The sequence below is a fragment of the Gluconacetobacter diazotrophicus PA1 5 genome (assembly GCF_000067045.1).
Lineage (GTDB): Bacteria > Pseudomonadota > Alphaproteobacteria > Acetobacterales > Acetobacteraceae > Gluconacetobacter > Gluconacetobacter diazotrophicus.
This window is the reverse complement of sequence record NC_010125.1, coordinates 544,171-556,594: the sequence shown is the minus strand read 5'-3', so window position 1 is coordinate 556,594 and position 12,424 is coordinate 544,171. Positions and strand designations below refer to the sequence as shown.

General features: G+C 69.6%; 7 protein-coding genes. 3 read left to right on the top strand and 4 right to left on the bottom strand.

What is annotated here, in order from left to right; translation table 11 throughout:
• The first annotated feature begins 40 nt into the window (after positions 1-40).
• Complete coding sequence (locus GDI_RS02590) at positions 41-2,341, top strand: TonB-dependent receptor (protein WP_012223043.1); 2,301 nt, start codon at positions 41-43, stop codon at positions 2,339-2,341.
• 71 nt (positions 2,342-2,412) lie between these two features.
• Positions 2,413-2,877: a YaiI/YqxD family protein gene (locus GDI_RS02585; RefSeq protein ID WP_012223040.1), complete on the top strand. Its 465-nt coding sequence runs from the start codon at positions 2,413-2,415 to the stop codon at positions 2,875-2,877.
• Between the two features lie 14 nt (positions 2,878-2,891).
• Here GDI_RS02585 and hutH read toward each other — a convergent pair whose 3' ends face one another.
• Positions 2,892-4,439 (bottom strand): histidine ammonia-lyase, encoded by a 1,548-nt coding sequence (gene hutH / locus GDI_RS02580; protein WP_012223038.1) that lies wholly within the window; start codon positions 4,437-4,439, stop codon positions 2,892-2,894.
• 211 nt (positions 4,440-4,650) lie between these two features.
• On the opposite strand from hutH, the gene GDI_RS02575 reads away from it, so the two are divergent.
• A complete protein-coding gene (locus GDI_RS02575; RefSeq protein WP_012553792.1) occupies positions 4,651-5,724 on the top strand; it encodes an aromatic ring-hydroxylating oxygenase subunit alpha in 1,074 nt (357 codons plus the stop codon).
• Between the two features lie 43 nt (positions 5,725-5,767).
• Here GDI_RS02575 and treY read toward each other — a convergent pair whose 3' ends face one another.
• From treY to treZ, 3 genes are read right to left on the bottom strand one after another with little or no spacing between them, the layout of a single operon-like run.
• Positions 5,768-8,524, bottom strand: coding sequence for a malto-oligosyltrehalose synthase (gene treY, locus GDI_RS02570; RefSeq protein ID WP_041249255.1), 2,757 nt, complete (start codon positions 8,522-8,524; stop codon positions 5,768-5,770).
• A gap of 14 nt (positions 8,525-8,538) precedes the next feature.
• Complete coding sequence (malQ, locus tag GDI_RS02565) at positions 8,539-10,632, bottom strand: 4-alpha-glucanotransferase (RefSeq protein ID WP_012223031.1); 2,094 nt, start codon at positions 10,630-10,632, stop codon at positions 8,539-8,541.
• Entirely contained in the window at positions 10,625-12,421 is a 1,797-nt protein-coding gene (gene treZ, locus GDI_RS02560) for a malto-oligosyltrehalose trehalohydrolase (RefSeq protein ID WP_012223029.1), read from the bottom strand. Before treZ ends, malQ begins: the two co-directional genes overlap by 8 nt.
• Positions 12,422-12,424: the final 3 nt, after the last annotated feature.

Here is a 12,424-nt window from a genome sequence, read left to right as displayed (position 1 = left end):
CCTGCCCGCCGTTTCCTCCTGCTCTGGACCGATTGCCCCCATGCCCCTTCCCCGCAGCACCCGTTTTGCCCTGTTGAGCCTGCTGTCGTCAGGGATGGCATCCGTGACATTGCCGGCCTGGGCCGGAACGCCGGATGCGCCGGCCCCGGCAGGAACCGGGCCGGCCGACGCCCGGCACACCGCACCCGGGCAGACGCAGGCACGGCCGGCCGCAACGACGGTGACCACCCGTGCGGCACCGGGCCAGCCCTCCGCCTCGGCGCCCGAATCGATCACCGTCACCGCACGGCTGGACCGGGCACGGGCCGCATTGCAGCCTTCGACCGGGGCCACGGTCTACAGCTTCAGCCGCAACGCCATCGAGACCGTGCCGGGCGGCGACAACGCGCCGCTGAACAGCGTGCTGCTGCAGGCCCCCGGCGTGGCGCAGGACAGTTACGGCCAGATCCATGTGCGCGGCGACCATAACGAGGTCCAGTTCCGGCTGGACGGCGTGCAATTGCCCGAAGGGCTGACCGTGTTCGGCCAGACGCTGATGACGCGCTTCGCCGATTCCATGACCATGACGACCGGCGCGCTGCCCAGCGAATACGGGTTCCTGCAGGCGGCGGTGATCGACATCACGACCAAGAACGGCACCACCGATCCGGGGGGCGAGGCCTCGATCTATGGCGGCGCGCGGGACTATTTCTTTCCGTCCCTGCAATATGGCGGACATAGCGGAAAATGGGATTATTTCGCCACCGGGGATTTCGTGCATGACCGGGTGGGGATCGAGAACACCACCTCCAGCTTCAACGCGCTGCACGACCTGACGAACCAGTACCATTTCCTGGGGCACCTGCGCTATACCGCCGACGACGATACGCGCATCAGCCTGATTGCCGGGGTATCGAACGCGGAATACCAGCTTCCGAACAATCCCGGTCAGCAGACGCAGTTTCAGCAGCCGTCCTTCGCCGGCAGCGCACTGGCACAGCAACTGGCCGGCAGCGTCGACAGCGCCAGCCTGGACGAACGCCAGCGCGAGATCACGGATTTCGCCATCCTGTCGCTGCAGAAGGAAATCGGACGGTTCAGCCTGCAAAGTTCGGCTTTCCTGCGCTACAGCAGCCTGGATTATTCGCCCGACATGCTGGGGGACCTGGTCTATAACGGCATCGCGCAGCAGGCGTCGCGGTCGGTGTTCTCGTCAGGGACGCAAAGCGACGTGACCTGGCGGGTGGCGCCCCGGCATACCGTGCGCTTCGGCTACCAGGTGTTCGTCGAACGGAACGTGTCGCAGACGGATTCTCTGGTCTTTCCGCAGACCGGCACCGATGCGGCAGGCAATGCCGTGTTCGGCACGACGCCGGAATCGATCCATCAGGGCAGCGGGCTGACGGGGACCATCTGGGGCCTGTATATCCAGGACGAATGGAAGCCGCTGCGCAACCTGACGGTGAATTACGGGCTGCGGATGGACGGGGTGGACGAATACACCCACCAGCAGCAACTGAGCCCGCGACTGAACCTGGTCTGGACACCGTGGCGCGGAACCACGCTGCATGCCGGATATTCGCGCTATTTCACGCCGCCGCCCTTCGAAGTGGTCAGCGGCGCGTCGGTCGCCGCCTTCAACGGCACCAGCGCGCAGGCGGCAAGTCCGCAGAGCAGCACGGTCAAGGCCGAAAGCGACCATTATTTCGATGCCGGCATCACGCAGCGCCTGCTGCCGGGGTGGCAGGTCTCGTTCGATGCCTATTACAAGCTGGCGCACAACCTGATCGACGAGGGCCAGTTCGGCGCGCCGATCATCCTGTCGGGCTTCAATTACCGGCGCGGACAGGTGAACGGCTATGAACTGGCCACGTCATACGATCGCGGGCCGCTGTCGCTGTACGGCAACATGGCGTGGTCGCGGGCGATCGGAAAGGACATCACCAGCGCGCAGTTCAATTTCTCGCCCGACGACCTGGCCTATATCCAGCATCGCTGGATCTACCTGGACCATGACCAGCGCTGGACGGCGTCGGCAGGGGCGTCGTACAGCTTCTTCCACCGCACCGGCCACCCGACCAGGCTGTCCGCCACCATGGTCTATGGCAGCGGCCTGCGCGCCGACGGCGACGTGCCCAACGGGGTCAAGCTGCCGCAATACGTGACGTTCAACCTGTCGCTGGTCCAGTCGTTCCAGGACCTGTTCCACGTGCCGTTCCTGAAACGCACGCAACTGCGGCTGGACGTCATCAACCTGTTCGACCGGACGTACGAACTGCGCGATGGAACCGGAATCGGCGTGGGCGCGCCGCAATACGGGTTGCGCCGCACGATCCTGACCGGGATTTCGCAGCGGTTCTGACCCCCTGTCCCTGCCGGGCAGCGTGGCGCGTCGCCTTGCCAACAGCGCACGCCCCGGCATAGGACTGGGGCATGATCCGGATTTTCATTGACGCGGACGCCTGCCCTGTTCGCGACGAGACCTATCGCGTGGCGCAGCGTCACGGATTACAGACGTTCGTGGTGTCGAACCGGATGATCGCCATCCCATCTTCCCCCCTGATCGAGCGGATCGTGGTGACGCAAGGGATGGATGTGGCCGATGACTGGATCGCCGAACAGGTGAACGCGCACGACATCGTCATATCCGCCGATATTCCGCTGGCGGCGCGCTGCGTGGCGCGCGGCGCCTGCGTGCTGGACCCGCGCGGGCGCATCCTGGACGAGGACGCGATCGGCATGGCGCTGGCCATGCGCAACCTGATGGAGGACCTGCGCGCGACCGGGGCGATCACGCAAGGCGGGCGCGGCTTTACCCGCGCGGATCGCTCGACATTTCTCTCGGCGCTGGACACGGCCGTGGTGCGGGGGCGGAAGCGGGCGGCACAGGCCAGGTAAGGTCTACACGACCCTTACACTTCGAGCCGGGGCAGCACGTCGGCAATCCCGGGCAGCAATGTCGGCACGCCATCGGCGATCAGGTCCCGCGCGGCCTCGATATCCGGGGTGAAGATCCGGTCGCGGTCATAGAACGGCACCCGCGCGCGCAGGGCCGCCGCCGCGCCGGCCAGCGGGCGGGACGTCTGCAGCGGGGCCAGGAAATCGAGCCCCTGCACGGCCGCCAGATATTCGATGGCGACGATGTCGCGGACATTGGCCACGATGTCGCCCACGCGCCGCGCGGCGAAGGTGGCCATGCTGACATGGTCCTCCTGGTTCGCCGAGGTCGGCAGGCTGTCGATGCTGGCCGGATGGGCCAGGGTCTTGTTTTCCGACGCCAGCGCCGCCGCCGTGACCTGCGCGATCATGAACCCGGAATTGACGCCGCTGTCCCGGACCAGGAAGGGGGGCAGGCCGCTCATCTGCGCATCGACCAGCAGCGCCAGGCGCCGTTCCGCGATGGCCCCGACTTCCGACACCGCAATGGCCATCAGGTCGGCGGCGATGGCCACCGGTTCGGCATGGAAGTTGCCGCCCGACAGCATTTCGTCGGTTTCCGCGAAATGGATCGGGTTGTCGGACACGGCGTTCGCTTCGATCAGCAGGACCGAGGCCGCATGGCGCAGGCTGTCCAGGCAGGCCCCCATGACCTGCGGCTGGCAGCGCAGGCAGTACGGGTCCTGGACGCGTTCGTCATCCTCGCGGTGCGAGGCGCGAATGGCCGAGTCCGCCATCAGCGCGCGATAGAGGGCGGCGCATTCGATCTGTCCCTTCTGCCCGCGCAGGGCGTGCAGGCGCGGGTCGAACGGCGCGTCGGTGCCGCGGGCGGCGTCCAGGGTCAGCGCACCCGTCACCAGCGCCGCCTGGAACACGCGTTCGGCGTCGAACAGGGCGACCAGCGCCAGCGCGGTCGAGGCCTGGGTACCGTTCAGCAGGGCCAGCCCTTCCTTGGGCCCCAGTTCCACCGGCGCCAGGCCCACCGCGCGCAGGGCCTGGTCGCCCGGCAGGACGCGCCCGTCCACCCTGGCCTGCCCCGCGCCGATCAGTACCGCCGTCATGTGCGCCAGCGGCGCCAGGTCGCCGGACGCGCCCACCGATCCCTTCTGCGGAATGACGGGCAGCACGCCGCGATTGCCCATCTCCAGCAGCAGGTCCACGATTTCGGGCCGCACGCCGGAATGGCCGCGCGCCAGGCCGTTGGCCTTCAGCAGCAGGATCAGCCGCACCGTGCGGTCGTCCATCGGCGCGCCGATCCCGGCGGCGTGGCTGAGAACCAGGTTGCGTTGCAGGTCGCGCAGGTTGGCGTCGGCGATGCGCGTCCGCGCCAGCTTGCCGAAACCGGTATTGACGCCATAGACCGGCCTGCCGTCGGCCACGATCCGGTCGACCGAGCGCGCGGCCTGCGCCAGGGTGTCACGCACCCCCGCCGCCAGCGTGACTGACGGCGCGGAGAACGCGAGCCGCCGCAGATCCGCGAGGGAGAGCGTACCCGGGGTCAGGATCAGGGAGTCGGTCATCACGGGGGGGCTTGCCTGTACTTGTATAGACATTGGTCGATAGCGACAGCGATCCGCTCTTGTCAAATCCCCTGGCAAGGGATGCAATGGGCCACTGCGCCACGGGCGCCATGCTTTCGCATACTGCAACGCTCGGTTTCGCAACGCGGGCAGGACAGCGGGCGGACGGCGCGAGACAATGCCGCATAGTCAGAAACAGAAACAGGGCGGGACGATGGACCAGGACGTGGCGTATGGGAAACAGGTATCGGCCGGGACGCGGGATCTGCGGACCATCGATTGCAATCCCGATTTCTGGTACCCGGTGGCCTGGTCGCGCGAACTGAAGGTCGGCAAGACCATCGGCACGCGCTATGCCGGCCAGCCGATCGCCCTGGTCCGCCCGGTGGAAGGCGGCGTCTTCGCGCTGGAAGACCGCTGCGCGCACCGCCAGGTGCCGCTGAGCAAGGGCGTGGTCAAGGGCCAGGCGGTCCAGTGCTGCTATCATGGCTGGGCGTACGGCCGGTCCGGCCGCTGCATCGACGTGCCGTATCTGGGCAAGGGCAAGCTGCCGAACGGCGTGCGCACCTATCCCTGCCGCGAGGAAGGCGGGCTGATCTTCATCTTCCCCGGCGACCCCGCGCTGGCGGATTCCGTGCCGTTTCCGAAGTTGGCGCAGGTGGCCAATCCGGCCTTCAAGACGCGGCAGTTCGGTCCGCGCGTGAAATGCCATTACACGTTCATGCATGAGAACCTGATGGACATGAACCATCAGTTCCTGCATCGCCGCCAGATGGGGCAGATCCGCTCGCGGCTGCTGGGCCAGGACCGGGGCGAGGATTTCGTCGAGGCGCGCTACAGCTTCGCCCGCACGGGGACCCACCAGCCGCTGGCCGAGGCGCTGATCTTCGGCCGCCATCGCGACCTGGAGGGCCGCGAACAGCCGGTCGAGGAAGTGGTCACGATCCGGACGGAATATCCGTACCAGACGCTGACCATCGTCGACAAGGACGGCGACATGATCATGTCGCTGTGGGCGGCCTACGTGCCGCAGAGCGCCGACCAGCGCGAAAGCCGGGCCTTCGGCCTGCTGTCCGTGCTGCGGCCCAAGATTCCGTTCCTGATCGACGTGATCTGGCCGGTGCTGGGCGGATTCACCAACCGGATCTTCGAGGAAGACCGCGAGATCGTCGAGATGGAGCAGCAGGCCTGGGACGCCCAGGGCGGCGACTGGAACGTGGAGGTGTTTCCGGTGGTCAACCATCTGCGCGCCCTGCTGGCCCGCTGCGGCGACCAGACGGTGAAATGAGTTCTCCCTGTTCTGCAGAAAACGCGGAACAGGGAAAACCGCCTCATTCGGTCACCAGGACATCCAGCGGCATCCCGCCGGCCAGCGTGGCCAGTTCGCGCACGGCGGCGGTGTCGAAGGTCCGGCCCGGGCGCAGCAGCGAGCGCCACGGGCCGGAAGGGGCGTCGCCCCAGTCCAGCGCCGTGCCGCGCCAGGTACCCGGCGGACAGGACAGGTCGGCCGGACTGGGCGTCAGGCCCAGGGTCAGCCGGGGGACGAGGACCAGCATCGCCCGGTGATCCAGCGTCCGGGCGAAGGCGACCAGATTCCGCCGGCGGCCGCCGGTCACCCGGACGGGCCGATAGGCGCCCTCGATGAACAGGGCGGGGTCGCTGGCCCTGAAACGCAGCACCGCGCCGATCAGGGCCTGTTTCACGCGGCCGTCGCGCCAGAGCGGGGCAAGCGACGCGCAATCCGCCTCGCCCGCCGTCACCGCTGCCAGCGCCCGGGTGCGGGCATCGAAATCGACCGGGCGGCGATTGTCGGGGTCGACCAGGCTGAGATCCCAGAACTCGCACCCCTGATACAGGTCGGGCATGCCGGGGCCGGTCAGGCGCAGGGCCGTCTGGGCCAGCCCGTTCAACGCCCCTGCGGGCGCGATCCGGCCGATGAACCCGTCCAGCATCGGCAGGAAGGCGTTCGACGGATCGGGGGACAGGATGGCGTCGAGGAAGGTACGGCACGCATCCTCATACGCCGTGTCGGGGTCGGTCCAGCTTGTGTGGCGCTTGGCCTCGCGCAGGGCCTTGAGCTGCCAGGCGGCCATGCGGTCGCGGAAATCGGCCGCTTCCTTGCCGTGCGGCGGCGCATCGGTCATCGGCCAGGCGCCGATCAGCGCCTGGTACAGGATCAGTTCGTCCGCCCGGTCGGGCGCGCCGGCCCCCGATATGGAAGCGCGCAGGGGGGCGTTATGGGCGCTCCATCCCGTCGCGATGCGCGCCCATTCCCGCCCGCATTCCGACAGGACGGCCAGGCGGGCGCGGGCATCCTCGCCGCGCTTGTGGTCGTGGGTGGCCGTCGCCAGCATCGCCCGGGGCCAGTCCCGCCGCCGCACGGTGTTGGCGGCGTGGAAGGCGGCGACGGTTCCCGCGAAGTGGCCCGGATGGGTGCCGACATCATTGCGCGAGAGCAGGCGGCCATAGCGATAGAAGGACGTGTCCTCGACCGCCTTGGCGGCCAGGGGGGCGGTCAGGTGTTCGAAACACGTGATCGCCTCGCCCGCCGCCGGCCGGCCGGCGGCGCCGAACTGCCGTTCCAGCCACGCCAGCACCGGCATCTGCGACGGCGCCAGCCCCGCCCGCGCCGCCCGGCAGGAATCGTGCAGGACGCGATTGCCCGTGCCGGCCGGGGGCGGCCCGTCGGCGGCATAGGAACGATAGACGGGAAATTCCGCCAGGATGCGCCGCAGGACCCGCGCCAGCGCGGCGGGCGTGAAATCGCATGCCGCCGGGTCGCGCCGAGCCAGCCCGGCCAGCACATGGACCAGCCGCGCCAGGTCGGCACCCAGCGCGTGGTCCAGGATCATGCCGCGCGCCGCCCGCTGTTCGGCATCGAACGAGGTCGCCCCCCCCGCGCCCCAGACCCACAGGTCGTCCAGCGCGCCCTCGCCCCGCTGGTCGTGCAGCAGCAGGTCCACCTGTTCCAGGAAGTCATAGCCCGTGGTGCCGTCCACGCCCCAGCCGGCGGGCAGGGTTTCGCCGGCGGCCAGGATCTTTTCCACGTAGAGCGCGGGTCCTGGCGGCAGACCGGCCGGCCGCTGGGCCTCCACCGTCGCCAGGGCGTGACGCAGCCGCGCGCAATAGGCACCGGGGCGGGCCAGCCCGTCGATATGATCGACACGCATGCCGTCGATCAGCCCCTGCGCATACAGCGCGATGACCGTGCCATGCACCGCGTCGAACACATCGGGATGTTCGACGCATACGCCCGCCAGGCCGGTGATGTCGAAGAACCGGCGCCAGTTGATGATGTCGCCCGCCGTGCGCCACCACGCCAGTCGATAATGCTGCCGGTCCAGCAGGGCGTGCAGCCGGGCGCGTCCCGCCCCGGTAGCGGGGACGAAGCGCGCCAGCGCGCGGTCGATGGCGGTGGCGCCTTCGGGCGTGCGCGCCCAGTCCGCCAGGACGTGCAGCCAGGCCGCCGCGGCATCGGGCGGGGCGCCGCGCAGCATGTCCAGCACGCCGGCGACCGGGGGCGGCACGTCGTCCGCATCGAACAGGTCGGGGTAGTGGCTGGGACAGATCGGGAAGCAGTGCTCGTAATGCCAGCAGGCGAAGCGCCCGTCCTGCGCGTCATGGCGCAGGACCAGTTCGCCCTTGGCCAGGCAGTCACCGTACGGCGCGGCCAGGAAGGGCACCAGCACGCGGTCGCGCAGCGTCTCGTCCGGCGGGGTCCAGTCGATGTCGAACATGTGCGCGTGCCGGCTGGCGCGGCCCCAGGCCAGCACATCCTCCCACCACGCATTGCCGCTGCCGCCCACCGCCATGTGGTTGGGCACGATGTCCAGGATCAGCCCCATGCCGCGCGCGCGCAGCCGCGCCACCAGGCGGACCAGCGCGTCGTACCCGCCGAGTTCGGGATTCACCCGGCCGAAATCGAGCGTGTCATAGCCATGGGTGGACCCCGGCCGGGCAGCCAGAAGCGGCGAGGCGTAGATATGGCTGATGCCCAGGTCGGCGAAATAATCGACCCGCGCCGCCGCGTCATCCAGGGTGAAACCGGCATGGAACTGCAGGCGGACGGTCGCGCGCGGGCCCAACATGGCAGGATCCGTCGTCATGGGGTGGAGGGTGTACGCCGGGCGTCGCGCAGCAGGGCCAGCCGGCGGGCGGCATCCGGCTGGGCCAGCAGGTCCCGCCCGGCGGGATAGCGGCGCTGCCAGTTGGGGTGGCCCGAGATCGTACCCGGCAGGTTGGGCTGCTCGGGCAGGCCCAGCACGTCTTCCAGCGGCAGGATCGCCAGGGGGGACGCCGTGGCGCCGACGAAGCCCACCGCCGCGTCGGCCACCAGGGCCGCGCCGTCCGGGGTCGGCGGGGGCACCGGCGCGTCGGACGGGGCGCCTTGTGGAGCACGCAGCGCGTCCCACAGGGCGGCACGGTCATGGTCGCGCGCCGCCAGCGCGTCCTCGGCCTTCGTGCCCTTCGGCAATTGCCGCAGGGTCTTGCGCCAGCCGATATCCCTGCCCTGCCACCAGCCGGCCACGGTGGGCAGGTCGTGGGTCGTCGTCATGGCCACGGCGTTGCGCCCCCACTTGTCCGGCGGCAGGAACGCGCCGTCCGGCCCGCGTTCGAACCACAGCACGTTCATGCCCATGATCGCGCGCCGCGCCGCCTGGCCGCGAAACCCCGGCGAGACGGTGCCCAGATCCTCGCCGATCACCACCGAACCGTGCCGGCGCGATTCCAGCGCCACCAGACGCATCAGGTCCTGGCGCGGAAAGGACAGGTACGCGCCATCCGTGGCCGAGGCACCATCCGGGATGATCCACAGCCGCTCCAGGCCCATCACGTGGTCGATCCGCACTCCGCCGCCGCGCTGCGCATCCGCGCCGCGTGCGTCCGCGCCACCCTGGCGCGCCATGGCGGCGCGCAGCGTGTCGATGAAGGCGCGATAACCGTGCGCGTGCAGCCCGGCGGGGGAAAAGGTGGTCAGGCCCCAGTTCTGCCCCAGCGGGCCCAGCGGGTCCGGCGGGGCGCCCACCGAAGCGCCGATCAGGAAATCGTCCTGGTTCGTCCAGCACTGGCTGCCGGCGGGGTCGGTCCCGATCGCCAGGTCGGCGATCAGGCCGATCTTCATCCCGGCCTTGCCCGCGGCCTTGTCCGCGCGGTCCAGGCTGCGCGCCGCCAGCCATTGCAGGAAAAGGTGGAATCCGACCTCGTTCTGGCGTTCGTCGGCGAAGCGGGCGACCTCGGGACTGTCGGGATTGCGGATCGCGGTGGGCCACATGCGCCAGTTGCCGCCGCGCGGCCCACGGCCAAGCTGATGGGCATGCAGCGCCTCGAACACCGCATGGCAGTGCAGCGCGCGCCCCTGGGCGGCGACGAAGGCCATCATTTCCGCCGGCGGCGCGGCACGGATGCAATCGTCATACAGGCCGCGCAGCATCTGCATCCGCAACGCCGCCGCATGGGGCCAGTCGATCAGCGGCGCGTTTTCCAGCGCCAGCAGCGCCGAGGGGGCAATGCGCAGCCGGCGCTGGACCTGCCCGATTTCGTGGGCCCGGAACCAGCAGCGCATGTCCGCCAGCAGCACGTTCAGGAACAGCCGGCTGGACGGCGAATAGGGGCTGTATTGCGTGGGCCGGGCAGCGAACATGGCGTGGACCGGGCTGATCGCCAGCGCATCGGCACCGACCGCGGCCGCCTGCGTCGCCAGGTCGGCCAATGCGCCGAAATGGCCGATCCCGCCGTCATGCGGCGCGTGCAGGCCGTAGATCTGCGCCGCCAGGCCCCATGCCCGCCCGTCCTGCATCGCCTCGGCCACCGTGTGGCAGCAGGACGGCGCGATGGCGAGCACGGCGCGCACGCCCCCGATATCCAGCACATGGTAGCCGACCTGGTGGACAGGCGGCAGCGTCAGGTGGCCGTCCCGCGCGCGGGTGGCGCGGCCGGTGACGATCGTCCCGTCCTCGCACTCCAGGTGGAAGGACGGATGGTCCGCCCGGGACGCCAGCGTCAGGGGCGTCCGGATGCCGGCCTGGCCCACCACCATCGGCGGCAGGCCGGCCCGGATGGCGGGACCGCCCTCCAGCACGCGCAGCAGGCTGCGCAGGCTGTCGACGCCGACGCGGTGCAGCGTGCCGCCGGTATCCCGCCACGATGTCGCCAGCCCCGCCCGGCGCGCCCGGGTACGAAGCGATCGGTCATCCATGGGCGACCTCAAGAAGGCGGACGGTCACGCTGTACGGGTCGAGATCGCGCTGGGGCGGCGCCGGCGTGGCGGGCGAACCATCGGCGGGCGAACCGTCGAACAGCACGGTGCCGGCGACCCAGTCCGGCAGGGGCACCACGCCCTCGCCCAGATTGAGCGCGATCGCCAGCACCGCGCCGTCGCCCATGCGCCAGCGCGCCGCCACGGCGGCGGGGCCGATCGGCTGCGCGCCCAGCCCCCGCGCGCCGCGCAGGCGCGGTACGACATGGTGCCGCCGCAGCCGCAGCAGGGTCGCGAACAGGTCCTGCCAGCCGCGTCCGGCGGGTCCGGCGGCCTCGCGCGCGTTCGGGACCGAGGCGGCGAAGGTTTCGGGCTGGTTGGGATCGGGAATCTGTTCCCGCCGCGCGGGATCGCTGAAATGGGCGAAGGCGGCGAATTCGCGGCGGCGGCCATCGCGCACGATCTGCCCCAGATGGGGCGAATGGCTGGTGAAGAACAGGAACGGCCGGCGCGACCCCCATTCCTCGCCCATGAACAGCAGCGGAATCTGCGGCGACAGCAGCAGCAGGCCATAGGCCGCGCGCAGGGCACGCGGATCGGCCAGGACCGTCAGCCGGTCGCCCAGCGCGCGATTGCCGATCTGGTCGTGATTCTGCAGGAACAGGATGAAGGCGCTGGGCGGCAGGCTGCCCGACGGCATGCCGCGCGGCCGCTTGAGCGTGGGAAACACCTCGCCCTGGAACGCGAAGCCCTGGCCGAGAACCCGTGCCAGATGGGCGGTCGGGTCGTCGGAAAAATTCCTGTAATATCCTTCATCCTCACCGGTCAGCAGAACATGCAGCGCGTTATGGCCGTCATCGTTCCATTGCGCGTCGAAGCCCGACTGCAGCAGGCCGGCATCGTTGTTTTCGTTTTCCAGGATCAGATGGACGTGCCGCCCGGCTTCGGTGCGGGCACGGACCCGCGCCGCCAGCTCGACCAGCCAGTCACGGTCGGCAATGGCGTGCACCGCGTCCAGACGCAGACCGTCGAACCGGTATTCCATCAGCCAGTACAAGGCATTTTCGGTGAAGTAGGTGCGCACCGCCGGCTGGCGGAAATCGATGGCCTCGCCCCAGGGCGTGGGCCGGTCGGACCGGAAGAACGGGGCCGCGTAGGCCGACAGGAAATTACCGTCCGGTCCGAAATGATTATAGACCACATCGAGGAAGACCATCATCCCCAGCCCATGGGCGTGGTCGATCAGCGCCTTCAGGTCCTCCGGCGTGCCGTAGGACGATTCCGGGGCGTAGGGCAGCACGCCGTCATACCCCCAGTTCCGCCCGCCGGGAAATTCCGACAGCGGCATCAACTGGACGGCGGTGATGCCGAGCGCCGCCAGTTGCGACAGCCGGGCGCGCACGCCCTGGAACCCGCCGGCGATGCCGACATGGATTTCGTAGATGACCGTCCGTTCCCACGGCATGCCGCACCAGTCGTTGACCGTCCAGGCATAGGCGCGGGGATCGACTACCATGCTGGGGCCGAACACGTCATCCGGCTGCGCGCGCGAGGCGGGATCGGCCACCGCGAGGTCGGGCCGCACGCGATAGCGGTAGCGCGCGCCCGCGCCGCACGGAGCGACGATTTCAAACGCGCCATCGGGCTGGCGAGTCATGGCGATCGGCGCCGCACCCTCGATTTCCAGGTCGACCGTGTCGCACGATGGCGCCCACAGGCGGAAACGCGTCTGGTGCGGCGTGATCATCGTGGCGCCGAACGTGCAGGCAAAGGCGTGGGTCGTGCGCATGGG

Excerpts from the sequence above, each read along its gene's own strand:
- GDI_RS02590 (WP_012223043.1), top strand. The coding sequence starts at position 41 with ATGCCCCTTCCCCGCAGCACCCGTTTTGCCCTGTTGAGCCTGCTGTCG.
- GDI_RS02585 (WP_012223040.1), top strand. The coding sequence starts at position 2,413 with ATGATCCGGATTTTCATTGACGCGGACGCCTGCCCTGTTCGCGACGAG.
- GDI_RS02575 (WP_012553792.1), top strand. The coding sequence starts at position 4,651 with ATGGACCAGGACGTGGCGTATGGGAAACAGGTATCGGCCGGGACGCGG.
- treZ (WP_012223029.1), bottom strand. The coding sequence starts at position 12,421 with ATGCGCACGACCCACGCCTTTGCCTGCACGTTCGGCGCCACGATGATC.
- treY (WP_041249255.1), bottom strand. The coding sequence starts at position 8,524 with ATGTTGGGCCCGCGCGCGACCGTCCGCCTGCAGTTCCATGCCGGTTTC.
- malQ (WP_012223031.1), bottom strand. The coding sequence starts at position 10,632 with ATGGATGACCGATCGCTTCGTACCCGGGCGCGCCGGGCGGGGCTGGCG.